Annotated in this window: 23 protein-coding genes; 16 read left to right on the top strand and 7 right to left on the bottom strand. The window is 65.2% G+C overall.

Annotated features, from left to right (window positions below; genetic code table 11):
* Positions 1-78 precede the first annotated feature (78 nt).
* Both AB7008_RS44950 and AB7008_RS44945 read right to left on the bottom strand, forming a co-directional pair.
* Positions 79-1,464, bottom strand: coding sequence for an MATE family efflux transporter (locus AB7008_RS44950; protein ID WP_441260940.1), 1,386 nt, complete (start codon positions 1,462-1,464; stop codon positions 79-81).
* 82 nt (positions 1,465-1,546) lie between these two features.
* On the bottom strand, positions 1,547-2,074 hold the full coding sequence (locus tag AB7008_RS44945) for a GNAT family N-acetyltransferase (protein WP_248880200.1): 528 nt from the start codon (positions 2,072-2,074) through the stop codon (positions 1,547-1,549).
* 245 nt (positions 2,075-2,319) lie between these two features.
* Between AB7008_RS44945 and AB7008_RS44940 the strand changes: the two genes are divergently transcribed.
* From AB7008_RS44940 to AB7008_RS44880, 13 genes are all read left to right on the top strand, one after another.
* Entirely contained in the window at positions 2,320-2,916 is a 597-nt protein-coding gene (locus AB7008_RS44940; RefSeq protein ID WP_014491764.1) for a superoxide dismutase, read from the top strand.
* Positions 2,917-3,184: 268 nt separating this feature from the next.
* Positions 3,185-3,796 (top strand): permease, encoded by a 612-nt coding sequence (locus AB7008_RS44935; RefSeq protein ID WP_028157795.1) that lies wholly within the window; start codon positions 3,185-3,187, stop codon positions 3,794-3,796.
* Positions 3,793-4,293 (top strand): hypothetical protein, encoded by a 501-nt coding sequence (locus AB7008_RS44930; protein ID WP_008138982.1) that lies wholly within the window; start codon positions 3,793-3,795, stop codon positions 4,291-4,293. The genes AB7008_RS44935 and AB7008_RS44930 overlap by 4 nt, the downstream gene beginning before the upstream one ends.
* 44 nt (positions 4,294-4,337) lie before the next feature.
* Positions 4,338-4,574, top strand: a complete 237-nt coding sequence (locus AB7008_RS44925; protein ID WP_041954190.1) for a hypothetical protein — start codon at positions 4,338-4,340, stop codon at positions 4,572-4,574.
* 2 nt (positions 4,575-4,576) lie between these two features.
* Positions 4,577-5,329, top strand: coding sequence for a metal ABC transporter ATP-binding protein (locus AB7008_RS44920; RefSeq protein ID WP_441260939.1), 753 nt, complete (start codon positions 4,577-4,579; stop codon positions 5,327-5,329).
* A 6-nt stretch (positions 5,330-5,335) separates the two neighbouring features.
* On the top strand, positions 5,336-6,205 hold the full coding sequence (locus tag AB7008_RS44915; protein WP_441260938.1) for a metal ABC transporter permease: 870 nt from the start codon (positions 5,336-5,338) through the stop codon (positions 6,203-6,205).
* 2 nt (positions 6,206-6,207) lie between these two features.
* Positions 6,208-7,071 (top strand): metal ABC transporter solute-binding protein, Zn/Mn family, encoded by an 864-nt coding sequence (locus AB7008_RS44910; RefSeq protein ID WP_039154266.1) that lies wholly within the window; start codon positions 6,208-6,210, stop codon positions 7,069-7,071.
* Between the two features lie 54 nt (positions 7,072-7,125).
* Complete coding sequence (locus AB7008_RS44905; protein ID WP_028157801.1) at positions 7,126-8,169, top strand: CobW family GTP-binding protein; 1,044 nt, start codon at positions 7,126-7,128, stop codon at positions 8,167-8,169.
* The gene (locus AB7008_RS44900) at positions 8,169-9,188 is read left to right on the top strand and encodes a WD40 repeat domain-containing protein (RefSeq protein WP_304491674.1); all 1,020 of its coding nucleotides are present in this window, start codon (positions 8,169-8,171) and stop codon (positions 9,186-9,188) included. Before AB7008_RS44905 ends, AB7008_RS44900 begins: the two co-directional genes overlap by 1 nt.
* A gap of 211 nt (positions 9,189-9,399) precedes the next feature.
* A complete protein-coding gene (locus AB7008_RS44895; protein ID WP_441260937.1) occupies positions 9,400-12,567 on the top strand; it encodes a beta strand repeat-containing protein in 3,168 nt (1,055 codons plus the stop codon).
* Positions 12,568-12,675: 108 nt separating this feature from the next.
* On the top strand, positions 12,676-13,392 hold the full coding sequence (locus AB7008_RS44890; RefSeq protein WP_028157803.1) for an MgtC/SapB family protein: 717 nt from the start codon (positions 12,676-12,678) through the stop codon (positions 13,390-13,392).
* A 101-nt stretch (positions 13,393-13,493) separates the two neighbouring features.
* A complete protein-coding gene (locus AB7008_RS44885; protein WP_304491672.1) occupies positions 13,494-13,826 on the top strand; it encodes a hypothetical protein in 333 nt (110 codons plus the stop codon).
* 92 nt (positions 13,827-13,918) lie between these two features.
* Positions 13,919-14,659, top strand: a complete 741-nt coding sequence (locus tag AB7008_RS44880; protein ID WP_041954186.1) for an acetoacetate decarboxylase — start codon at positions 13,919-13,921, stop codon at positions 14,657-14,659.
* Between the two features lie 63 nt (positions 14,660-14,722).
* Here the strand turns inward: AB7008_RS44880 and AB7008_RS44875 are convergent, their stop codons facing one another.
* The 5 genes from AB7008_RS44875 to AB7008_RS44855 all read right to left on the bottom strand — a co-directional run bounded on the left by AB7008_RS44875 (position 14,723) and on the right by AB7008_RS44855 (position 19,547).
* Positions 14,723-16,165, bottom strand: coding sequence for a homospermidine synthase (locus tag AB7008_RS44875; protein WP_304491671.1), 1,443 nt, complete (start codon positions 16,163-16,165; stop codon positions 14,723-14,725).
* A 64-nt stretch (positions 16,166-16,229) separates the two neighbouring features.
* Positions 16,230-16,619, bottom strand: coding sequence for a RidA family protein (locus tag AB7008_RS44870; protein WP_028157807.1), 390 nt, complete (start codon positions 16,617-16,619; stop codon positions 16,230-16,232).
* A 135-nt stretch (positions 16,620-16,754) separates the two neighbouring features.
* Positions 16,755-17,342: a GNAT family N-acetyltransferase gene (locus AB7008_RS44865; protein ID WP_304491670.1), complete on the bottom strand. Its 588-nt coding sequence runs from the start codon at positions 17,340-17,342 to the stop codon at positions 16,755-16,757.
* A 132-nt stretch (positions 17,343-17,474) separates the two neighbouring features.
* Positions 17,475-18,617: a type III PLP-dependent enzyme gene (locus AB7008_RS44860; protein WP_041954178.1), complete on the bottom strand. Its 1,143-nt coding sequence runs from the start codon at positions 18,615-18,617 to the stop codon at positions 17,475-17,477.
* A 675-nt stretch (positions 18,618-19,292) separates the two neighbouring features.
* Positions 19,293-19,547, bottom strand: a complete 255-nt coding sequence (locus AB7008_RS44855) for a hypothetical protein (RefSeq protein WP_028157810.1) — start codon at positions 19,545-19,547, stop codon at positions 19,293-19,295.
* A gap of 138 nt (positions 19,548-19,685) precedes the next feature.
* Here AB7008_RS44855 and AB7008_RS44850 point away from each other — a divergent pair, with 138 nt between their 5' ends.
* Genes AB7008_RS44850 through AB7008_RS44840 form a run of 3 tightly spaced genes read left to right on the top strand, consistent with a single transcriptional unit; the run spans position 19,686 to position 23,541 of the window.
* Positions 19,686-21,767, top strand: a complete 2,082-nt coding sequence (locus AB7008_RS44850; protein ID WP_304491669.1) for a M3 family metallopeptidase — start codon at positions 19,686-19,688, stop codon at positions 21,765-21,767.
* A complete protein-coding gene (locus tag AB7008_RS44845) occupies positions 21,767-22,405 on the top strand; it encodes a DUF1007 family protein (RefSeq protein WP_028157812.1) in 639 nt (212 codons plus the stop codon). The genes AB7008_RS44850 and AB7008_RS44845 overlap by 1 nt, the downstream gene beginning before the upstream one ends.
* A complete protein-coding gene (locus tag AB7008_RS44840; protein ID WP_304491668.1) occupies positions 22,396-23,541 on the top strand; it encodes a nickel/cobalt transporter in 1,146 nt (381 codons plus the stop codon). Before AB7008_RS44845 ends, AB7008_RS44840 begins: the two co-directional genes overlap by 10 nt.
* The last annotated feature ends 151 nt before the right edge of the window (positions 23,542-23,692 follow it).

Here is a 23,692-nt window from a genome sequence, read left to right as displayed (position 1 = left end):
TAGCAGTCCGGCAGGATAGTGCAACGCTGGATGGAATCACATTCCTGCGTTTATCCGCTCACGTTCATTTGCCTGCGCTCATTTGCCCCAGCGGGCGAAGGCGACCGAGGCCGCGGTCGAAAGTCCGAACACGACCATGGCGCCGCCGACCAGTGCGAACAAGGTCCAGGCCGGCGCCTGCGCCGTCATGAGACCGACGCCGCCGATCGCGACGATCAGCAGCCGCGCCGTGGATGCGAGCACCGGACCGCCGACGCGCGCCGCGCCTTGCGAAGAGAAGTACAGCGACACGCCCATGCCGAAGAACACGAAGGCCGGACCGGCCCAGTGGAAATAGCTGTGCGCCGCCGCGGTGACGCCGGGATCCGCGGTGAAGAGCGATACCCACAATGCCGGATCAAGCGCGATGACGAGGCCGATCAGGCCGACGGTCAATCCCGAGGCCGCGGCCGCGGTCCAGGCGACACGTCGGGCGCGTTTCAAATGTCCGGCGCCCATCGCCATGCCGACCATCGGCACCGAGGCGATGCCGAAGGCGAAGGTGATCGGAATCAGCAGGAATTCCAGCCGCGAGCCGATGCCGTAGCCGGCCAGCATCTCGGTGCCGAAGGTCGCGAGGATTTTTGTGAAGATCAGAATCGTGAGCACGGTCTGGAGCGGCGACAGGCAGGCGACCGCGCCGACCTTGAGGATGTCCAGGAACATCGCGCGTTCGAAATGGAAGGCGCGGATCTTCAACGGCAGCCGGCTGCGGCCGGACAGGAGATACCAGACGAAGAAGATCGCCGCGCAGGTGAAGGCGATCAGCTGGCCGGCGGCGACACCGGGCATGCCGAATTGCTTCACGCCGAACAGGCCGAGCCCCAGCGTGCCGCCGAGCACGATCTGGAGCGCGCTCGCCCCGATCAGAATCATCGAAGGCAGGCGCATGTCGCCAGTGCCGCGGATCACCGAGGCCAGCGTGTTGACGAGCCAGATCGCGACCGCGCCGGAGAATAGCATTTGCGAATAGCCGCTGGCTTCCTCGAGCACGCGCTCGCGTCCGCCGAGTAGCGTGAAGAAGCTGCGGCCGAAGGCGAGCATCATCACCGTGAAGAACAGTCCGCCGCAGAGGCCGATGATGGCGGCGTGCAGCGCCAGCGTCGCGGCGCGGTCACGATCGCCTGCGCCGAGCGCGCGGCTGATCGCGGACGAAACGCCGCCGCCCATCGCGCCCGCGCTCATCATCTGCGTCAGCATTGCGAACGGAAATACCAGCGCGATCGCCGCCAGCGGAATGGTACCGAGCCGGCCGATATAGGAGGTTTCGGCAATCGCAACCAGCGTGCTGCCGACCATCGCGATCATGTTGGGGATCGCGAGCCGCAGCAGTGTCGGCAGGATCGGCGCCGTCAGCAGGCTCGCAATGGGGGAAGCGACCGGTGCACGTGGCGGCGCGGCGTCTGCGGAGGCGTCGATCGTCATGTTCACCGGGCGGAATATTGGATGATGATCGACATCTTATAGGGCGCGGCACCTTCGCGCCAGTCCTCCCCTCACGCAGGGCTCACCACGGCAGGCCGCATAGGTCGATGGTGCCCAGCGTCGGCGCGCGGACGATGTTGAAGACGTAGGGCGCCATGTAATCGAAGCGGATCCGCCCCTCCGGCTGCTCGCAATAGACCTCGCCCTTGAAGGGCAGCCAGCTGCGGGCTTCGTAGAACGCAAAATTGTTCGGTTCGGAGAACAGCAGCCCGAACCGGACCGCCTCGTTGGCGCGCATGGTGTGGATGGCTGCGTCGATCGCCATGGTCGCGTAGCCGCGACCGCGCCGGTCCTCGCGCGTGCAGACCCCGCCGATGCCGCCGACATGGACCTTCTGCCCGTTCCAGGTGACGGTGCGGAAATAGATGCCGACATGGCAGACGAGGCCGTCCTCGGGCGTCTCGATCAGCACGCGAAGGTCGGCATTGGCCCATTTGACCTGGGCCCAGGACGGTTTCTCGGCGGCGTCACGTCCCCAGACCGCGCTGAGCAGGGGCTGTGCGATCGGCCACGAGGCGTCGCCATTCAAAATGTCGATCTCGATGCTCATCGTTCTGTCTTTCGCAGCTCCGTTCCGTGGAGCATTCGTTCTGTCATAAGCGCTTCAAAGGCAATGATATTTTGCGGACCAACGCTCGCACTTGGAGAAACATTCGCTTGCCCGCGTCGATTTTATGCAATCCGGCCAAGCGGCCGCATCACGCATTTTCGCAAATTGGCGGTATTTTACGACGGTGGAACCTTCTATAAGAGTCCCCGTTAAGCCAATTCCCCATCAGTCGCGGACAACAACCCATGACCTTTACGCTGCCCCCACTCCCTTACGCCTATGACGCCCTCGGCCAGTTCATGTCGAAGGAGACGCTGGAATTCCACCACGACAAGCATCATCAGGCCTACGTCACCAACGGCAACAACGCGCTTAAGGGCACCGAATGGGAAGGCAAGTCCCTTGAGGAGATCGTCAAGGGCTCGTTCGGCAAGAACCCCGCGGTGTTCAACAATGCCGGCCAGCACTACAACCACATCCACTTCTGGAGCTGGATGAAGCCCAATGGCGGCGGCACCAAGCTGCCGGGCAAGCTTGAGAAGAAGATCAACGAGGACCTCGGCGGCTTCGAGAAGTTCAAGACGGACTTCCAGGCGGCCGGCGTCGGCCAGTTCGGCTCCGGCTGGTGCTGGCTCCAGGTCAAGAACGGCAAGCTCGAAATCTCCAAGACCCCGAACGGCGAGAATCCGCTGGTGCACGGCGCCACCCCGATCCTCGGCTGCGACGTGTGGGAGCACTCCTACTACATCGACTATCGCAACCGCCGTCCGGACTATCTCAAGGCGTTCGTCGAGAATCTCGTGAACTGGGAATACGTCGAGTCCCTGTTCGACAAGGCGTAAGGCTTCCTGGTCATTCCGGGGCGGCGCGTCAGCGCCGAGCCCGGAATCCATCGGGCGTCAGTCCTCGTGGACAAATGGATTCCGGGCTCGCGCTCCGCGCGCCCCGGAATGACGAAAAGGCGGTCGCATGTGCGGCCGCCTTTTTGCTGTGCGGAATTCGCCGAACTAGTCCTGCGCAGTGCGCGCATCGGCCTGTGATCGTATCGTTTGCACCGCGTGGACGCCGCCCTTAATCAGAATGGGCATCACCCTCGATCCGACCGAGCCGTTGTCAGAACCTTCCCCGAACAATCCGGCGCCTGCCGAGGACGCTGAGTCCGAGCCGCGGCCGGGGCGTGTGCGCAAGCCGATTGGCTGGTCGACCATCATCATCGCGGCGCTGGTGGCGGTGAGCGCGGGCCTGGTCTGGCGGCGTGATGGCACAGACGGTGTCCTGGAGATTCTCACGCACGACCTCTCGCTGTTCGGCGGCATCCTGCCGCGGGTGCTGGCGGGCTGCCTGCTCGGGGCCTTCATCTCCGAGATCCTGCCGCACGAAAAAGTCTCGCGCTCGCTCGGGCCGAAATCCGGCCTGATGGGCCTTTTGATCGGCACCGCCTTCGGCGCGATCCTGCCGGGCGGACCCTTCACCGCCTATCCCGTGGCGAGCGCGCTGCTCGCCGTGGGCGCCGATTTCGGCGCCACCATCGCCATGGTCGTGAGCTGGACCCTGATCGGCTACGGCCGCGCGGTTGCCTGGGAAATTCCGATCATGGGCACCGACTTCACGCTGTGGCGGATCCTGATCTCGTTGCCGCTGCCGGTGCTCGCCGGCGCGCTCGGCCGCTTCGTCTATGTCCGGATCTATCCGCAGCCGGCCGCGAAGGACGACGAGAATTGAGCGCGGCGCTTCTGATCGACATCCTGCTGTGGGGCTCGGTGTTCGGCGTCGGCCTGATCGCCTTCCGCCGCGGCCCGCCGGTGTTCAAGGCCTCGCTCCGCGAAGGCTCCATGGACTTCATCAACATCGTGCCGCGCATCGCGCTCGGGGTGATCGGCTCCGGCTACATCGCCGCCATCATCCCGCAGGAGGTGATCACCGGCTGGCTCGGGCCGGACAGCGGCTGGCTCGGGGTTGCGACCGCCGTGGTCGCCGGCGCCGCTACCCCTGGCGGACCCGTGATCGGCTTCTCCATCGGCACGGTGGCGCTGAAGTCCGGCGGTGGGGTGCCGCAGGTGGTCGCCTATGTCGTCGCCTGGGCCCTGTTCGCCTTCCAGCGGGTGATTTTGTGGGAAATCCCGTTCATGCCGGCCCGGTTCGTCTGGTTCCGCTGTGCGGTGTCGGTGCCGTTCCCCTTCGTCGCGGCCGCCATCGCGATGGTGATCGGCAAGCCCTGAGCCGGCCGTGGACAGGGGTAATGTTATAATATAACGTCGCTGGCATGGTTCCCGCCGCGTCCCACGCCCATCACCACGACCACGTTCATGGCCATTCTCATGATCACGCCCATTCGCATGGGCACGACCATACCCACGCCCACGTCCACGATGCGGCCTCGCCCCATCCGGCCCAGGACGCGCCCTGGTCGATCCTGCGCATGACCTTGGCCGGCCGGCTCGCGGCCGCGCTTGCCGTCTGTGCCCTGCTCTGGGGCGTGGTCTTCCTGGCGATGAGGTGAGCATGTCGGCCGTGCACTTCCATAATGTCACGCTCGGCTATGACCGCCACCCGGCCGTGCATCATCTCAACGGCGAGGTCGCGCGAGGCGCGCTGGTCGCCGTGATCGGCCCGAATGGCGCCGGCAAGTCGACGCTGTTGCGCGGCATCGTCGGCATCCTCCGGCCGCTCGACGGCAGCATTCATCTCGGCGGGCTCGACAGCCGCGATATCGCCTATCTGCCGCAGAGCGCGGAGATCGACCGCAGCTTCCCGATCTCGGTGTTCGACTTCGTCGGCACCGGGCTGTGGCGCGACGCGGGCCTGTTCGGCGGCATCGGCAAGGCCGCGCGGGAGAAGATCCTGCGCGCGATCGCTTCCGTCGGTCTCAACGGCTTCGAGAACCGCCCCATCGGCACGCTCTCGGGTGGCCAGATGCAGCGCATCCTGTTCGCGCGCGTGCTGCTCCAGGACGCGCGCCTGATCGTGCTCGACGAGCCCTTCAACGCCATCGACAGCAAGACCACGGCCGATCTGCTCGCGCTGGTGAAGCACTGGCACGGCGAAGGCCGCACCGTGCTCGCTGCGCTGCACGACATGGAGATGGTGCGCAACCATTTCACCGAAACGCTGGTGCTGGCGCGCGGCCCCGTGGCCTGGGGACCGACGGCGGAGGTGCTGACGCCGGAAAACTTGCTGGTCGCGATGCGGATGTGCGAGGCTTTTGACGATAGCGCCGCGGCTTGCGCCGAGGACGGACGCTCGCGGGCGGCGTGATCGCAGATGATCTATGACGCACTGATCGGCCCGTTCACCGAATTCGAGTTCATGCGGCGCGCGCTTGCCGCCGTGATCGCGCTGTCGCTGGCGGGGGCGCCGATCGGCGTGTTCCTGATGCTGCGGCGCATGAGCCTCGTCGGCGATGCCATGGCGCATGCGATCCTGCCCGGCGCTGCCGTCGGCTTCCTGCTCTCCGGCCTCAATCTGTTCGCGATGACGGCCGGCGGCCTGGTTGCAGGCTTTGCCGTCGCGATCCTCGCCGGCGTTGTCGCCCGCTCGACCGGGCTCAAGGAGGACGCTTCGCTTGCGACCTTCTATCTGGCCTCGCTGGCGCTGGGTGTGACCATCGTCTCGATCAAGGGCACCAACATCGACCTCTTGCACGTGCTGTTCGGCAACATTCTCGCGATGGACGACCAGACGCTGCTGGTGGTCGCCTTCAACGCCACGGTGACGCTGCTGGTGCTCGCGGTGATCTATCGCCCGCTGGTGATTGAGAGCGTCGATCCCCTGTTCATGCGCACGGTCAGCCGCGCCGGCGGCCCCGCGCATCTCGCCTTCCTCGCGCTCGTCGTGATCAACCTCGTCAACGGCTTTCAGGCGCTCGGCACGCTGCTCGCGGTGGGCCTGATGATCCTGCCGGCGGGCATTGCCCGGTTCTGGTCGCGCGATCTCACTGCCATGATCTGCATCGCCGTCGTCGCTGCCGCCGTCGCGGGCTATGCGGGCCTTGTATTGTCGTTCCAGACCCGCGTGCCGTCGGGCCCTGCGATCATTCTGGTGGCGACCGTGCTTTACATCGTCTCGGTGCTGTTCGGCCGCGTCGGCGGTATTGTCCGGCAGATGTTTCCCGGCCGGCATCTGGAAGCGTGACGATGCGGCGTCTCCTGCTTTGTGTGCTCCTGCTGATCGCCTCGCCGCTGCATGCAGCCGAGCGGCTCAACGTCGTCGCGAGCTTCTCGATCCTCGGCGATTTCGTCCGGAACGTTGGCGGCGATCGGGTCGACGTCACGACGCTGGTCGGCCCCGACAGCGACGTCCACGTCTACACGCCCGCGCCAAGCGATGCGAAGCGGATTGCGGATGCAAAGCTCGTCATCGTCAACGGGCTGGGCCTCGAGGGCTGGCTGCCGCGTCTGGTGCAGTCCGCAGGAAGCAAGGCGCAGGTGGTCACCGTGAGTGCCGGCATCGCGCCGCTGAAGCTCGGCTCGGCCGCGGATCCGCATGCCTGGCAGTCCGTCCCGAACGCCAAGATCTATGTGGGCGACATCGCCAATGCGCTGGCCGCGGCCGACCCTGACGACGCCGAGTTCTTCCGCGCGCGGGCAAAGGCCTATCTGGACAAGCTCGAAGCGCTCGACCGCGAGGTGCGGGAGGCCGTGGCGAAAATCCCACTGGGCCGGCGCAAGGTGATCTCCACCCACGACGCCTTCGGCTATTTCGCGGCCGAATATGGTGTCCAGTTCGTGGCCCCCTTGGGGGTCTCCACGGAGACCGAGCCCAGCGCGCGGGACATCGCCGCCATCATCGGCCAGATCAAGACCCAAAAGATCCCGGCCGTGTTCCTGGAAAACATCAGTGATGACCGCCTGATCCGGCGGATCGCGGCCGAGACCGGGGCCAGGGTCGGCGGGACCCTGATTTCGGACGGTTTGACCGGCGAAAAGGGGCTTGCACCCACTTACATTGATATGGTCAGGCACAATATAAAGGCCCTGACCAGCGCGCTTGACCACTAGGGCAGGGGGCCACCCCGCCGTGCGTCGCGCGGAAAAGCCCGACCCGGAGTTGCTATGTCTGAAGCGTCCCCCAAAATTCCCGTGACCGTGCTGACCGGCTATCTCGGCGCCGGCAAGACCACACTGTTGAACCGCATCCTGTCGGAAAACCACGGCAAGAAATACGCCGTCATCGTCAACGAATTCGGCGAGATCGGCATCGACAACGACCTCATCATCGGCGCCGATGAGGAAGTGTTCGAGATGAACAACGGCTGCATCTGCTGCACCGTGCGCGGCGACCTCGTGCGCATCATGGACGGCCTGATGAAGCGCAAGGGCAAGTTCGACGCCATCATCGTCGAGACCACCGGCCTTGCCGATCCCGCACCCGTTGCCCAGACCTTCTTCGTCGACGAGGACGTGCAGAAGAATGCGCGGCTCGACGCCGTCGTCACGGTCGCCGACGCCAAATGGCTGTCCGACCGGCTCAAGGACGCGCCCGAGGCCAAGAACCAGATCGCGTTCGCCGACGTCATCGTGCTGAACAAGACCGATCTCGTCACCAAGCCGGAGCTCGCCGAGGTCGAGGCCCGCATCCGCGGCATCAACCCCTACGCCAAGCTGCATCGCACCGAGCGCTGCTCGGTGGCCCTGGCGGACGTGCTCGACCGCGGCGCGTTCGACCTCGACCGCATCCTCGACATCGAGCCCGATTTCCTGGAGGCCGATGATCATGACCACGACCATGATCACCACCATCACGGCCACGATCACCACCACCATGATCACGGCCACGGCCTGAAGCATTATCACGACGAGGACATGCAATCGCTGTCGCTCAAGACCGACAAGCCGCTCGATCCGAACGTGTTCATGCCCTGGCTCCAGAACCTGGTGCAGGTCGAGGGCGGCAAGATCCTGCGCTCCAAGGGCATCCTCGCCTTCCACGACGATGATGACCGCTATGTCTTCCAGGGCGTCCACATGATGCTGGAGGGCAACCACCAGCGGAAGTGGAAGGACGGCGAGCCGCGCGAGAGCCGCCTCGTCTTCATCGGTCGCGAATTGCCGGAAAAGGCCATTCGCGAGGGTTTTGAGAGCTGCATCGTCTCGTGATGAAAGAGTTTACGCCGGCCCCCGATTCCGCCTCGATCGTCTCCGTCACCGATCGCGTCAAGCCTGTTACGCTCGGCATGGGCGTGACCTCGGTGCATTTCCTTGGGCCCCGCGCCGCCTTCGTCGGCGGCGAGGAGAATGTCGCGCTCGTCGACGCCAAGGGCGAGATCACGACGGTCGCCGTGCATAGCGGCGGCATTCTCTCCACCGCCTCCGACGGCAAGCGCCTCGTCATGGGCGGCGACGACGGCAAGGTCGTCTCGCTCGACGCCAAGGGCGAGGTGACGCTGCTCGCCACCGACCCCAAGCGGCGCTGGATCGACGCGGTGGCGCTGCATTCGGACGGCGCCTTCGCCTGGTCGGCCGGCAAGACGGCGACCGTCAAGAGCGGCAAGGCCGAGGAGAAGTCGCTCGAGGTGCCCTCGACCGTCGGCGGGCTCGCCTTCGCGCCGAAGGGCCTGCGGCTCGCGATCGCGCACTACAATGGCGCGACGCTGTGGTTTCCGAACATGGAAGGCTCGGCCGAATTCCTGCCCTGGGCCGGCTCGCATCTCGGCGTCACCTTCAGCCCGGACAACAAGTTCCTGGTCACCACGATGCACGAGGCGGCGCTGCACGGCTGGCGGCTTGCCGACAACAGGCACATGCGCATGACCGGCTATCCCGGCCGCGTCCGCTCGATGTCCTGGAGCGCGGGCGGCAAGGGTTTGGCGACTTCGGGTGCCGACACAGTCATCATCTGGCCGTTCGGCAGCAAGGACGGCCCGATGGGCAAGGAGCCCGCGATGCTTGCGCCGCTGCAGGCGCGCGTGTCGGTGGTCGCGTGCCATCCCAAGAACGACATCCTCGCCGCCGGCTACAGCGACGGCACCGTGCTGATGGTGCGGCTCGAGGACGGCGCCGAGATTCTCGTTCGCCGCAATGGCACGCCTCCGGTCGCAGCGATCGCCTGGAACGCCAAGGGCACGCTGCTGGCCTTCGCCGACGAGAACGGTGACGGCGGATTGCTGGAGCTGTGAGGCCGACTATCCTCAGCCTCTCCACGTTATGTTATTTTTGTTAACGTGTAACATAATCGACAAGCAGCCTCTGTAGGGTCGCAGATGTAGAGAGCACGGCGTGCAATTTCGAATTGCCGTCGTGCGGTCAATTGCGCACGGCGCCGGTCTCCCCGGAGTTTGCGTGCAATTCGATTTCTCGCATCAACACGCGCGACCGCAGGGAATTCAGATGCCCGTCATCCCCGATCTTCCGACCATCACCAGCATCACAGCGACCGATCCGACCCAGACCGACGCCGGAACGGTGCACTACACCGTCACCTTCTCGAAGCCCGTTCTCGGCGTCACGATCGATCAGTTCAGCCTTGCAACGAGTGGCAGCATCGGCGGCGCGGGCATCACCGACGTGACACCGGTCGCCGGCAGCAACCTTTCGAGCTATACGGTCACGGTGAATACCGGATTCGGCTCCGGCTCGGTGGCGCTCCAGTTCGCGGGAAGCAACGTCCACGATACCAATGGTTACTATGTCGGACCGTACCAATCCGAATCGAAGCTGACCGTAAACAGCCCGACGTCCTTCGCGATCGGCGACGTCAACGGAGACGGGAAGCTGGACGTCGTGATGGGGACAAACTTTTTCGTCAACCCGAGCTATATCAGCGTGGCGCTGAACGACGGGACCGGTCACTTCTCCTCAGCCTCGAACACCTCGAGCCCAGGCCTATTGCCCTTGCTGGCGCTTGCCGATCTGAATGGCGACGGCAAGCTGGACATCGCACAGGTCACCCTCGACGGTACCGTGACTGTTCGTCTCGGCAACGGTAACGGCACGTTCGGGGCCAACACGAGCTATTCCGCCGGCAGCGGCGTCTATCAAACACCTAAAGTGATCGACGTGACCGGCGATGGCGTGCTCGACATCGTCGTCGGCAGCACGGTCCTGCCAGGAAATGGCAATGGTACGTTTGGGACTGCCATCACCACGAATCTCGGCGTCGGCTCCATCGCCTATGGCGACTTCAATGGAGACGGCAAGCTCGACCTCGTGACGAGGAATTCGACCAATCTGGCAATAGCGCTGAGCTTCGGCAATGGTGACGGCACGTTCCAGGCTCCGTCGTCCCCGGTCGGGACGGCGACATCTGTCCTCACCGGCGATTTCAACGGTGACGGCAAGCTCGACATGGCGGCCGTCAGCAGCGCCACAATCTCGATCCTGCTCGGCAACGGCGACGGTACTTTCACCTCGTCCGGGACGACTCTTCAGGCGGCGGGTACGATCGGATCCGGCGCGGTCGCCGACATCAACGGCGATGGCGTGGCTGATCTCGTGGTCGTCGGAACCAACAACACGCTCTCGACCTTCTTCGGTCACGGCGACGGCACGTTCGGGCAAGTGAGGATCTCGCCGCTCGACAAGACCGCCGGGCAGATCGGCGTCGGTGACCTGAACGGCGACGGCAAGGCCGACGTTCTGGTCGGATATCAATTCGGCACCAATCCTTTCACTCAAAGTTCGGGCACCGATATCCTGCTGACCGGTTCATCCAGCGAGACGGGACCGGCGTACACGATCGTGCGGACGTCGCCGGCGCTGACCATCACCGACGGGGACGTCACCCTCGGCGCCGACGGCAACAACTACATCAACGCGGCGCATTTCCATGGTGGGGCGACGACGTTGGCCGGCACCGGCAATGCCGGCGACACCATCTCGGTCACCGACGCCGTGACTCACGCAGTCGTCGGCACGGCCACGGTCGGCCAGAACGGTACGTGGAGCCTCGGCGTGTCCGGCCTGCAGGACGGCACCACTTACAGCTATGTCGCGGCTGCGACCGACTCCCTGGGCAACAGCACCGTCGGCCCGGCGTTCACCTTCACGGTCGATGCGACGGCGTCGCTCGGGATCACGGGCATCAATTTGTCTGCCGACTCGTCGGTGTCAAACCCGAAGATCACTCTGCAGGGGACAACCGACGTGGCGGCACAGGTGACCGTCTCGGTCGGAGGGACCGACGTGATCGTCTCCAGCGCGACCGGATCGTGGCAGTTCAACAGCCAGGTCCAGCCGTTCGGATTGACGACGATCGCGGCTAGATTCTCGGATGTGGCAGGCAATGTCGGCACCTCGCCGACCTATACGCTCATCAGGGGCGGCTATACGCTTGCCCAGAACACGCAGCTCGCCAACGCGGTGGTTGTCGACAGTTTCTTCACCGTGGATTTCAACGCCGCGGAAACCGGCGCGATCGTTCTCTCTGGAGCGGGCGAAATCGTCCGCGGGACCTCGACCGGGGCAACGATATACAGTGGTGGGAGTCAAGGGCTCGAATATGGCATGGCGTCCGGGGCCCTGGTGCAGGCTGGCGCCACTCAGCTCGTGAGCTTCCAGGGGACCGCCAAGGACACGGTGCTTTATGGCACGCAAACGGTCGGCAACACGGCGATCCACACTACGATCAAGGCGGGCGGACTCCAGAACGTCTACGTCAACGGCAGCACCTACGGCACCGTCATCGAGGCTCTTGGCACCCAAAGCACGGCCGGCGCTGACCACGATGCGATCGTCTTCGGCACGCAATATGTGACGGGCAGCAGCGCGAATGCCACGATCGGCGCCGGCGGCAATCAATACGATTACGGCACAGCGGCCGGTGCGCTGGTCCAGAGCGGCGGCGCCCAGCACATCTATCAGGGCGGCAGTGCCAGCGGCACCACCGTTGCTGCGGGCGGCTACCAGGATGTTTACCAAGGGACCGTCACCGACGCCGTGCTCGACGGCAATCAGCAGGTGCTCGACAATGGCCACGCGGCCGGCACCGTCATCAATGCCGGCGGGCGGCAATATGTCGGCTCCGGTGGCGCGACAACGGGCACGACGATCGCAACCGGCGGCTTCCAATATGTGGACGCCGGCGCCACCGACGGCAGTGCGACGATCAATGGCGGCTATCAGTTCGTCGCAGGTGCTGCGACCGCCGCAACTGTCAGCGGCGGTGGCGAGCAGGAAGTGGGCGCGGGCGGCATCGCCTCGAACTCGCATCTCGACGGCGGCAGCGAGCATGTCTACGCGGGCGGCCTCGCCCAGAACGTCGATTTCGGCGGCTCCGGCGGCGCAACGCTGGTGCTGGACACGCCGGCGGGCCTGGCCGGCTCGATCGCCAATTTCGGCGCCGATGACACCATCGACTTCCGCAACACGGTGATCTCCAGCGTCGATGTCGACGGCGCGAACAATCTGACGGTCACGACCGACGGCGGCCAGAGCTACTCCTGGGCTCTGCTCGCGCAGTACTCGGCCTCGTCCTTCGCGCTCTCGGCCGACGGCAATGGCGGCACAGTGCTGAGCTATACGCCGCCCCAGCAGACGTTGCTCGCGGCCGCTCACTAAAGCAGAGAGAACAAGACGACCGGGCATCGGCTTCCACAGCCGGTGCCCGTTCAAATTGACCTCGTCGGCACTCTCGCATAGATCGTTTGCCAACCCGTGCGAGGGACCATGCGGTTTTTGACGACATTCCAGATTGCTGATTTCGCCGACACGCTGGTCAGCCTGTTCACGGCCTTCGTGCTGGGCACGCTGATCGGTGCCGAGCGGCAATACCGCCAGCGCACCGCGGGCCTGCGCACCAACGTGCTGGTCGCGGTCGGCGCCGCCGCCTTCGTCGATCTCGCGATGCATCTGACCGGCGCCGACGGCGCGGTCCGCGTGATCTCCTATGTCGTATCAGGCATCGGCTTCCTCGGCGCCGGCGTCATCATGAAGCAGGGCATGGACGTCCGCGGGCTCAACACCGCGGCGACGCTGTGGGCTTCGGCCGCAGTCGGCTCCTGTGCCGGCGCCGACATGGTCGCGCAGGCGGCCGCGCTGACCGTGTTCGTCATCGCCGGCAACACCATGCTGCGCCCGCTGGTCAACGCCATCAACCGCATTCCGCTGAACGAGAAGACCTCGGAGGCGACCTACTACTTCAAGCTCGCCGTCGCGGCCGACGCCCTGCCCGACATGCGCGACCGGCTCGTCGACAAGCTGGAGGCCGCGAAATATCCGGTGGCCGATGTCGACGTGGTTGAGATCGGGGATGATATTCTCGAGGTCGTCGCAAAGCTGGTTGCGACCGCAGTCGATCCGAACGAGCTGAACGCGGTGGCCACCGATCTCCAGCACCTGCCGGGTGTGCGCCACGCCACCTGGGAAGTCAGCACCTCAGACTGAGAGCGGCGTTTTGGCGCGAGAAGGCAGGGTTCCCGCCTCGTCCGGCACGGAACCGCAGTCGGGCAAGTTCGTTGATCCCGCGGATAAAGGCGGTGATCGACATGCCCGGCCCAAATGACAAGCGCAGACTGAAACGCGACCTGATGATCGCCTGCTCGCTGTTCGCGGCCGGCGTCGTGGTGTCAGGTCTATCGCTGGCGCAGATCCGCGCCGAGAGCCGGATGCTGACGGCGCAGGCGACGCAACCGCTCCAGGGCACGCCGTCCAACGATCAGGACAAGATGCCCGCGGAAGCCAAGCCCGGTGGCGACCGGCCGACCACGCCGGCCCCCGAGCCCGCGCGCCCCGACCCGCAGACGCAGGGTGCGGCGACCAGGCCGGCACTGCCGGCGGCGCCCGCGGAGAAGATGGCGCCGCCGATCAAGGAGAAGTAGCCCGGCGGCGCGTATTGTGACGCGCATTTGATCTCGCCTCGGCAGCCGGCCCGTTCCATAATCTGTCGTGCCAACGACAGATGGGGCCTCCCATGAAGATCGAAGACGTCCGCCGCACCGCTTATTCGATGCCGCTCACCAACCCGTCATTCCCGCCGGGGCCATATCGCTTCTTCGACCGCGAATATTTCGTCATCACCTACAGGACCGATCCCGAAGCCCTGGCTGCCATCGTGCCCGAGCCCCTTGAGGTGACGGAGCCGGTGGTGAAATACGAATTCATCCGCATGCCCGACTCGACCGGATTTGGCGACTACACCGAAACCGGGCAGGTGATCCCGGTCCGCCTCAAGGGCGAGGAGGGGGCCTACACCCACGCGATGTATCTGGACGACGAAGGACCGATCGCCGGCGGTCGCGAACTGTGGGGCTTTCCGAAGAAGCTGGCGCGGCCGAAGATCGAGGTCGAGAGCGACGTGCTGGTCGGCTCGCTGCATTACGGCTCGGTGCTCTGCGCTTCGGCCACTATGGGCTACAAGCACCGCAAGGTCGACCATGACGTCGTGCTGAAGTCGATGGCAGCGCCGAACTTCATCCTGAAGATCATCCCGCATGTCGACGGCAGCCCGCGGATCTGCGAGCTGGTGCGCTTCCATCTCGAGGACATCACGCTGAAGGAAGCCTGGACCGGCCCGGCCGCGCTCGGCCTGTTTCCCCACGCACTCTGCGACGTCGCCCGCCTGCCGGTGCGCGAGGTGGTCTCGGCGCTGCATTTCAAAGCGGACCTGACGCTCGGGCTCGGCAGCGTGGCGTTCGATTACTTGGCGAAATAGATCACGAAACGACAATGCCCGGCACGAAGCCGGGCATTGCGATCGTTCGAGTCCGTTGGGCGATCAACGCACCAGGACATTCCGGAACTGCCAGGGATCGCTCGTGTCGATATCTTCCGGGAACAGGCCCGGACGATCCGTCAGCGGCGTCCAGTCGGTGTAGAAGCCCTTCACCGGGCCGAGATACGGCAGCTGGATTTCCAGCAAACGATCGAAATCCATCTCGTCGGCTTCGACGATGCCTTCGTTCGGGTTTTCCAGCGCCCACACCATGCCGCCGAGCACGGCGGAGGTCACCTGCAGGCCGGTGGCGTTCTGATAGGGCGCGAGCTTGCGGGTCTCCTCGATCGAGAGCTGCGAGCCGTACCAATAGGCATTGTTGTCGTGGCCGAACAGCAGCACGCCGAGCTCGTCGATGCCGTCGACGATCTCGTTCTCGTCGAGGATGTGGTGCTTTTCCTGCATCTTCGCGGCGCGGCCGAACATTTCGTGCAGCGACAGCACGGCATCGTCGGCCGGGTGATAGGCATAGTGGCAGGTCGGCCGGTAGACCGCCGTGCCGGATGCGTCGCGCACCGTGAAGTAATCGGAGATCGAGATCGACTCGTTGTGGGTGACGAGGAAGCCGTACTGCGCGCCGCGGGTCGGGCACCAGGTGCGGACGCGCGTGTTGGCGCCGGGCTGCATCAGATAGATGGCGGCACCGCAGCCGGCTTCGTGGGTCCGCGCGTTCTCGGGCATCCATTTTTCATGGGTGCCCCAGCCGAGCTCGGACGGCTGCACGCCTTCCGACAGGAAGCCTTCCACCGACCAGGTGTTGACGAAGACATCAGGCTCCTTGGGCGATTTGGAACGCTGGGTGTCGCGTTCGGCGATGTGGATGCCCTTGATACCGGCCTGCCGCATCAGGTCCGCCCACTCGGCCTTGGTCTTCGGCTTGGGGGCATTGAGCTTCAGATCCGCGGCGACATTGAGCAGCGCCTGCTTGACGAAAAAGGAGACCATGCCGGGATTGGCACCACAGCAGGAGACGGCCGTCGTCGAGCCCGCCGGGCGCGCCTTCTTGGCGGCCAGCGTCACTTCGCGCAGCGCGTAGTTGGAGCGCGCCTCCGGGCCCTTCGAGGAGTCGAAATAGAAGCCGAGCCAGGGCTCGTTGACGGTGTCGATGTAGAGAGCGCCCAGCTCGTTGCAGAGCTCCATGATGTCGGTGGAGCCGGTATCGACCGAGAGATTGACGCAGAAGCCCTGGCCGCCGCCTTCGGTGAGCAGCGGGGTCAGCAACTCGCGGTAATTGTCCCGGGTCACGGCCTTCTGGATGAAGCGGACGTTCTGCTTCTCACAATGCGCCTTGCGGCCCTCGTCCTTGGGATCGATCACGGTGACGCGCGACTTGTCGTAGTCGAGATGCCGCTCGATCATCGGCAGCGTGCCTTTGCCGATGGAGCCGAAGCCAACCATGACGATGGGACCAGTGATCTTCGCGTAGATCTGCGAGGGGTGGCTCATGGGATGGTTTCTCCGGAACGTGCTGGCAGACAAAGGGTGGGTGGATCAGGCGCTGCGGCGCTTGTCAGACGCTGCGGCGCTTGGCGGTGACTTCGATCTCGACCTTCATCTCGGGCTTGGCGAGGGCGGAGACGACAAGCAGGGTCGCAGCCGGCCTGATGTCGCCGAGAACCTCGCCGCAGACGGCGAAGTGGGCATCGATGGTGCTGGCGTCGGTGACGTAGTAGGTCGCACGGACGATATCGGCCATCTCGAATCCGCCCTCCTTCAGGGCGGCTTCGATGGTCTTGAAGCAGTTGCGTGACTGGCTCGTGACATCTGATGGCATCGTCATCGTCGTGTAGTCATAGCCGGTGGTTCCGGCGACAAAGGCGAACTCGCCGTCGATCACGGCGCGGCTGTAGCCGACGGTCTTCTCGAGAGGAGAGCCGGTGGAGATCAGGCGACGGGACATGGTCGTGGGCCTCGACTGAAGGGGGTGTTTGGCGGGTTAAAGGGCGTTTCTCAGGCCCGCGCAACCCCAAAGGAACGGGCACGCGCGGGCATCGCCGCGGAACGCGGCTTAAGTCGTCGCCATCATGGCAATCCCTTAGGCCGCGTGCGCCTGGAGGGCGCGAACTACCCTCCGCTTGGGCAGGACCGCACCGGTCGGGACGATCATTCCCTCAACGCCATCCAGGGCACCGGCCTGGAATTCGATCGCCAGCAGGCGATCGCGTTCGAACGGGCCGGGCAGCATCAATGCGCCGGTCTTCTCGGGCGAGAAGCCGAAGCGGGCGTAATAGGGGGCATCGCCGAGCAGGATCACGGCGGCATGCCCGCGTGCCCGGGCGGCGGCCAGCGCTTGATGCATCAGCGCGGCGCCGATCCCGAGCTCGCGGAAGGCAGGGTCCACCGCCAGCGGTCCGAGGACCAGAGCGGGTCTGCCTCCGGCGCTGACGTGCCACAGCCGCACGGTTCCCACGAGTGTCCCCTCGCACACAGCCGACAGGGCAAGGCCTGCGGCAGGTGCACGTCCGTCGCGCAGGCGCTGGCAGGTGCGGTCATGGCGGTTCTCGCCAAAGCAGGCATCCAGCAGCGCTTCACGGGCGGCGACGTCGGCAGCACGTTCCGCACGGATCGCGAACGGAGCGGCTTTCGAAGTGAGGGCGACTTGTGGCTTCCGAAAAGCAGTCATGGCGCGTCAGTCCCCGCTTGAACCCGCGTGCGAGAGGCACGCCGGCTCAAGACGTCGTCAGAATGGCAATGTCAGGAAGGGAGCCGGCGGACCGGCTCCCGGGTTCGTCAGGCCTCGGAACAGTGAGGCTGCTTAGATGTGGTACGTCTTCAGCGGCGGGATGCCGTTGAACGCCACCGCCGAGTAGGTCGACGTATAGGCCCCGGTGCCTTCGATCAGCAGCTTGTCACCGATCTCGAGCGTGACGGGAAGCGGATACGGGGTCTTCTCGTACAGCACGTCGGCGCTGTCGCAGGTCGGGCCCGCGAGCACGCACGGCGTCATGTCCGCGCCGTCATGCGGAGTGCGGATGGCGTAACGGATCGACTCGTCCATCGTCTCGGCGAGACCGCCGAACTTGCCGATGTCGAGATAGACCCAGCGCACCTCGTCATCGTCGCTCTTCTTCGAGATGAGCACGACTTCGGATTCGATGATGCCGGCGTTGCCCACCATGCCGCGGCCCGGCTCGATGATGGTCTCCGGAATCTGGTTGCCGAAGTGCTTGCGCAGCGCGCGGAAGATCGAACGGCCGTAGGTCACGACCGGCGGCACGTCCTTCAGGTACTTGGTCGGGAAGCCGCCGCCCATGTTGACCATGGTCAGGTTGATGCCGCGCTCGGCGCAGTCGCGGAACACCTGCGAGGCCATCGCCAGCGCACGGTCCCACGCCTTCACCTTGCGCTGCTGCGAGCCGACATGGAAGGAGATGCCGCACGGCTCCAGGCCCAGGCGCTTGGCGACGTCGAGCACCTCGACGGCCATCTCGGGGTCGCAGCCGAACTTGCGCGACAGCGGCCACTCGGCGCCGGCGCAGTCGTAGAGGATGCGGCAGAACACCTTCGCGCCGGGAGCGGCACGCGCGATCTTCTCGACCTCGGCGGCGCAATCCACGGCGAAAAGCCGAATGCCGAGCGCGAAGGCGCGCGCGATGTCGCGCTCCTTCTTGATCGTGTTGCCGAAGGAGATGCGGTCGGGCGTCGCACCCGCGGCGAGCGCCATCTCGATCTCGGCGACCGTCGCGGTGTCGAAGCAGGAGCCCATGGACGCGAGCAGCGCCAGCACTTCCGGCGCCGGGTTCGCCTTGACGGCGTAGAACACGCGGCTGTCGGGCAGCGCCTTGGCGAAGGTCTGGTAATTGTCGCGCACGACCTCGAGGTCGACGACGAGGCACGGCTCAGTGTCGAGGCCCTCGCTGCGGCGGTTGCGCAGGAATTCCTGAATACGTTCGGTCATAGCACTCTCCCAAACGGCCCAGCGACGGGGATCCGTTCAAAAAAAATCGTCGGATAAGAGCGCTCCGGCCAGATCGCGCGATGGAGGCGCGACGAGCCAAAGACTCAAACCAGACTGTGCTGCCGTGGATTGGTTGGGATTGTTCCCGCCCGCACACCTGGCAATGAAGGACAAGCCTTTTCAGTAGCCCGCGCCGGCGTTGGACCGCCGGTAGAGACCAAAAAAGCCCGATCCGTCGTTGCTTTAAGTCGCGTCCCCCGTTGAGAGCGGGGTGCGCCGGTTCGCCTCCGGCTGCCAGTCACGGTTGCAAAAAGTGAAGTCACCTTCGACATGGCATCTCTTTGAGAGAGATGCTGGACGCTTCGGGTTTGCTTCCTCGTCCGACCTTTCGGTCTTTCGACTTCCGCACTTCCGAAGAGCCCCTCGGCTTCTTCACCCCTTGGCGGCTGTCCGGCCTCTTGTCCGGATACCTACCGACTGACACACGACCACAGGCACGTGCGAAATTGGGCAAGAGCGCACATAAGCGTTTTGACTCAGCTTCGCAAGAATTTTTTTAGGCTGAGGACAGAATTGCCTAACATCTGCTTGCGCAGTGTTGCGCGAGCGACGCGGAAGATGAACGCGCGTTAAGTTTTCTCAGCCGTGCGCGCGTGTTGCGCGCGCGAGGAAGCGTCAGCGGCGCTTCGTGAACGGCTCGACGCGCTGAGCCGCGCGGATGAACGCGGTCATCACGAGCACGCCGAGCGCGAACAGCACGGCCTGCAGGATGTGCGTGCCCTGATCGCCAAGTCCGAACAGGATCGCGAGCGCCCAGCCGCCGGCGAACGCGGCGCCGAACACCTCGGCGCCGATCAGGATGGCCGCGCTGATGACAGTGATGACGCTCGGCCAGACGATCTGACGGGAAGAGGAGGCAGGCGCGTTCATGAGCTCTGGGGTCCGTGGTTTCGAGGGCCGCAATCTCCCCGAAAAGGCGGCCGGGAGCAAGGGCAAATGGCCCAAAAAAGCCCCATCGCGTGCTATAGCTGACCCCAACAATCGAGCCACAAAAAACCGGGACTTGCGATGTCAGACCCCCGCCCAACCACGGACCCCGAGACCAACCCGCTGCTGAAGGCCTGGGTGACGCCGTTCGCGACCCCGCCCTTCGACGAGCTCAAGCCCGAGCACTTTCTGCCGGCCTTCGAGCAGGCCTTCGCCGATCACTCCGCCGAGGTCGCGGCGATCACCAACGATCCGGCGGCCGCCGACTTCGCCAACACCATCACGGCGCTGGAGCGCTCTGGCAAGCTCCTCACCAAGGTCGCGGCGGTCTTCTACGACCTCGTCTCGGCGCATTCCAACCCGGCCATCCTGGAGATCGACAAGGAGGTCTCCTTGCGGATGGCGCGGCACTGGAATCCGATCATGATGAACGCCGTGCTGTTTGGTCGCATCGCCCATCTGCACGAGAACCGCGCCAGTCTTGGTCTTTCGCCCGAGCAGCTCCGGCTGCTGGAGCGTACCTACACCCGCTTCCACCGTTCCGGCGCCGGCCTCTCCGAAGAGGCCAAGGCGCGGATGGCGGAGATCAACGAGAAGCTCGCCCAACTCGGCACCAGCTTCAGCCACCACCTGCTCGGCGACGAGCAGGAGTGGTTCATGGAGCTGGGGGAGGCCGACCGCGAGGGCCTGCCCGAGAGCTTCGTCGCCGCCGCCAAGGCTGCGGCGGAAGAGCGCGGCATGGACGGCAAGGCCATCGTCACGCTGTCGCGCTCCTCGACCGAGCCGTTCCTGAAGAGCTCGGCCCGCCGCGACCTGCGCGAGAAGGTCTACAAGGCCTTCACGGCGCGGGGCGACAACGGCAATGCCAACGACAACAACGGCACCATCGTCGAGATCCTGAAGCTGCGCGAGGAGAGCGCCAAGCTTCTGGGCTATCCGACCTTCGCTGCCTACCGGCTCGAGGATTCCATGGCCAAGACGCCGGATGCGGTGCGCGGCCTGCTGGAGCGGGTCTGGAAGCCGGCGCGGGCGCGCGCGCTCGCCGACCGGGACGAGATGCAGGCGCTGATCACGGATGAGGGCGGCAATTTCAAGCTCGCGCCCTGGGACTGGCGCTTCTATGCCGAAAAACTCCGCCTCCAGCGCGCCAATTTCGACGACGCCGCGATCAAGCCGTATCTCACCCTCGATCACATGATCGCCGCCGCCTTCGACTGCGCCACCCGCCTGTTCGGCATCACCTTCGAGGAGCGCAAGGACGTGCCGGCCTGGCACCCGGATGTCCGGGTCTGGGAGGTGAAGGGGCCGGACGGCAAGCACAAGGCGCTGTTCTACGGCGACTACTACGCCCGGCCGTCGAAGCGCTCCGGCGCCTGGATGACCTCGCTGCGCGACCAACAAAAACTAGATGGCGAGATCGCGCCGCTCGTCATCAATGTCTGCAACTTCGCCAAGGGCGCGAACGGCGAGCCCTCGCTGCTCTCGCCCGACGATGCCCGTACCCTGTTCCACGAGTTCGGCCACGGCCTGCACGGCATGCTCTCCAATGTGACCTATCCGTCACTCTCGGGCACCGCGGTGTTTACCGACTTCGTCGAGCTGCCCTCCCAGCTCTACGAGCACTGGCAGGAGCGGCCGGAGGTGCTGCAGCAGTTCGCCCGCCACTACCAGACCGGCGAGCCGCTGCCGGACGATCTGCTCCAGCGCTTCCTCGCCGCGCGAAAGTTCAACCAGGGTTTTGCCACGGTCGAGTTCGTCTCCTCGGCGCTGGTCGATCTCGAATTCCACACCCAGCCGGCTTCCGCCGCGCAGGATGTCCGCGCCTTCGAGAAGAAGGAGCTGGAGAAGATCGGCATGCCCGAGGAGATCTCGCTGCGCCACCGCCCCACCCAGTTCGGCCACATCTTCTCCGGCGACCACTATGCCTCCGGTTACTACAGCTACATGTGGTCGGAGGTGATGGACGCCGACGCCTTCGGCGCCTTCGAGGAGGCCGGCAACATCTTTGATCCCGCGGTGGCAAAACGCCTGCACGACGACATCTACTCCTCGGGCGGATCGGTCGATCCGGAAGCGGCCTATGAGGCCTTCCGCGGCCGTCCGCCGGAGCCCGACGCGCTGCTGCGCCGCCGCGGCCTTCTCGACGACGCCAAGGCGGCCTGATGGGCATGCGTGCCCTGTTCGGCCTGTTGCTCGCCGCTGCGATGACGCTCGCAGCAGGCGCTGCGAGCGCGCATCCGCATGTCTGGATCACCGCGACCAGCGAACTGCTCTACGCCGCGGACGGCAGCGTCACCGGCGTGCGCCACGCCTGGACCTTCGACGACATGTTCTCGGCCTATGCGCTGCAGGGGCTCGAGAGCAAGACCAAGGGCGCCTACACCCGTGAAGAGCTGGGGCCGCTGGCGCAGACCAATGTCGAGTCGCTGAAGGAATACGCCTACTTCACCTTCGCGCGAGCCGACGGCAAGAAGGAGCGTTTTAACGAGCCCGTCGACTACTTCCTCGACTACAAGGATACCGTGCTGACCCTGCACTTCACGCTGCCGCTGAAGAACCCGGTCAAGCCCAAGCAGCTGGTGCTCGAAGTGTTCGACCGTTCCTACTTCATCGACTTCCAGATGGCCAAGGACAATCCGGTCAAGCTGGTCGGGGCGCCCGCCGGCTGCCAGATGAAGCTCGATCGGCCCAGCGACGGCTCCGCCACCGCGCAGAAGCTCAACGAGCAGACCTTCCTGAACGGTGAGAACTCGAATTTCGGCATGATGTTCGCCAACAAGATCACGGTGGATTGCCCTTGATCGGTCGTCTTCGCTCCCCGCTTGTGCGCGGGCTTCTGGCCTGTGCGGCCGTGCTCGTTGTTGTGAGCGTGGCGGACGCCGCGCTTCACGATCTCCTTGCGCAAAATCCGTTCGGCGCACCACGCCCGGCGCAGGCGGCCGAGCCGGAGGCCAGCGGCGTGATCGGCTGGCTGTTGGCAAAGCAGTCGGAATTCTATCGCCAGATGTCGGCGACCATCCGCGCCGCCAAATCCGACGGCTCGGCGGTGTGGACGCTGCTCTTCATCTCCTTTGCCTATGGCATCTTCCACGCTGCCGGCCCCGGCCACGGCAAGGCGGTGATCGCCTCCTATCTCGTCGCCAACCGAGAGACCGCGCGGCGCGGCATCGCGCTGTCGTTTGCCTCGGCGCTGATGCAGTCGCTGGTGGCGATCCTGATCGTCGGCATCTCGGCCTGGGTGCTGAACGCGACCGCCAAGACCATGTGCAAGGCGGAAGGCGCGATCGAGATCGCGAGCTACGGCCTGATCGCGCTGTTCGGCCTGCGGCTGGTCTGGGTCAAGGGCCGCACCTTCATCCGCGCGCTGCAGGCGGTCCAGCCGGTGCCGGCGATCGCCGGCGTGCCGCATGACCATCATGATCACGACCATCACCATCATCATGATGCCCATGATCATCACGACCACGGTCACGGTCATGATCATGATCACCATCATCACGACCATGGTCACACCCACGCCCATCACCACCACGGCCACGTCCATGACGAGCATTGCGGCCATTCCCACGGTCCCGCGCCGAGCGAGCTCGCCGGTCCCGGCGGCTGGCGGCGCGGGTTCGCTGCGATCCTGACCGTCGGCATCCGGCCCTGCTCGGGTGCGATCCTGGTGCTGGTGTTCGCGCTCGCGCAGGGCCTGTTCTGGGCCGGCATCGCCGCGACCTTGCTGATGGGGCTCGGCACCGCCATTACGGTCGCGGCCATCGCCGTTGTCGCCGTCTCCGCCAAGGACATCGCCGCCCGTCTCAGCGCCGGGCGCGACGGCGGCGGTGCTCTCTTCATGCGCGGCATCGAATTCGGCGCCGCCGCTCTCGTGCTGCTGTTCGGCGCGGGCCTGTTGTTCGGCTACATCGCCGCCGAACGGACGACGTGTTTTTGACGTTGCTCTTTCCCTCCCCCCTTGTGGGGGAGGGTGGCTCGCCGCGTAGCGGCGAGACGGGTGAGGGGTATCTCTCCGCGAGCAAACCTCTCACGATTGGATCGTGCGGAGAGATACCCCTCATCCGTCGCGCTACGCGCGCCACCTTCTC

The organism is Bradyrhizobium sp. 521_C7_N1_3 (assembly GCF_052075975.1).
GTDB classification, from domain to species: domain Bacteria; phylum Pseudomonadota; class Alphaproteobacteria; order Rhizobiales; family Xanthobacteraceae; genus Bradyrhizobium; species Bradyrhizobium japonicum.
Note: the sequence above shows the minus strand (reverse complement) of the source record. Positions and strands in the feature narration are given on the sequence as shown.

Coding starts and splice junctions, on each gene's coding strand:
- AB7008_RS44950 (WP_441260940.1), bottom strand. CDS start 1,464: ATGACGATCGACGCCTCCGCAGACGCCGCGCCGCCACGTGCACCGGTC.
- AB7008_RS44945 (WP_248880200.1), bottom strand. CDS start 2,074: ATGAGCATCGAGATCGACATTTTGAATGGCGACGCCTCGTGGCCGATC.
- AB7008_RS44940 (WP_014491764.1), top strand. CDS start 2,320: ATGACCTTTACGCTGCCCCCACTCCCTTACGCCTATGACGCCCTCGGC.
- AB7008_RS44925 (WP_041954190.1), top strand. CDS start 4,338: ATGGTTCCCGCCGCGTCCCACGCCCATCACCACGACCACGTTCATGGC.
- AB7008_RS44920 (WP_441260939.1), top strand. CDS start 4,577: ATGTCGGCCGTGCACTTCCATAATGTCACGCTCGGCTATGACCGCCAC.
- AB7008_RS44915 (WP_441260938.1), top strand. CDS start 5,336: ATGATCTATGACGCACTGATCGGCCCGTTCACCGAATTCGAGTTCATG.
- AB7008_RS44910 (WP_039154266.1), top strand. CDS start 6,208: ATGCGGCGTCTCCTGCTTTGTGTGCTCCTGCTGATCGCCTCGCCGCTG.
- AB7008_RS44905 (WP_028157801.1), top strand. CDS start 7,126: ATGTCTGAAGCGTCCCCCAAAATTCCCGTGACCGTGCTGACCGGCTAT.
- AB7008_RS44900 (WP_304491674.1), top strand. CDS start 8,169: ATGAAAGAGTTTACGCCGGCCCCCGATTCCGCCTCGATCGTCTCCGTC.
- AB7008_RS44895 (WP_441260937.1), top strand. CDS start 9,400: ATGCCCGTCATCCCCGATCTTCCGACCATCACCAGCATCACAGCGACC.
- AB7008_RS44890 (WP_028157803.1), top strand. CDS start 12,676: ATGCGGTTTTTGACGACATTCCAGATTGCTGATTTCGCCGACACGCTG.
- AB7008_RS44885 (WP_304491672.1), top strand. CDS start 13,494: ATGCCCGGCCCAAATGACAAGCGCAGACTGAAACGCGACCTGATGATC.
- AB7008_RS44880 (WP_041954186.1), top strand. CDS start 13,919: ATGAAGATCGAAGACGTCCGCCGCACCGCTTATTCGATGCCGCTCACC.
- AB7008_RS44875 (WP_304491671.1), bottom strand. CDS start 16,165: ATGAGCCACCCCTCGCAGATCTACGCGAAGATCACTGGTCCCATCGTC.
- AB7008_RS44870 (WP_028157807.1), bottom strand. CDS start 16,619: ATGTCCCGTCGCCTGATCTCCACCGGCTCTCCTCTCGAGAAGACCGTC.
- AB7008_RS44865 (WP_304491670.1), bottom strand. CDS start 17,342: ATGACTGCTTTTCGGAAGCCACAAGTCGCCCTCACTTCGAAAGCCGCT.
- AB7008_RS44860 (WP_041954178.1), bottom strand. CDS start 18,617: ATGACCGAACGTATTCAGGAATTCCTGCGCAACCGCCGCAGCGAGGGC.
- AB7008_RS44855 (WP_028157810.1), bottom strand. CDS start 19,547: ATGAACGCGCCTGCCTCCTCTTCCCGTCAGATCGTCTGGCCGAGCGTC.
- AB7008_RS44850 (WP_304491669.1), top strand. CDS start 19,686: ATGTCAGACCCCCGCCCAACCACGGACCCCGAGACCAACCCGCTGCTG.
- AB7008_RS44845 (WP_028157812.1), top strand. CDS start 21,767: ATGGGCATGCGTGCCCTGTTCGGCCTGTTGCTCGCCGCTGCGATGACG.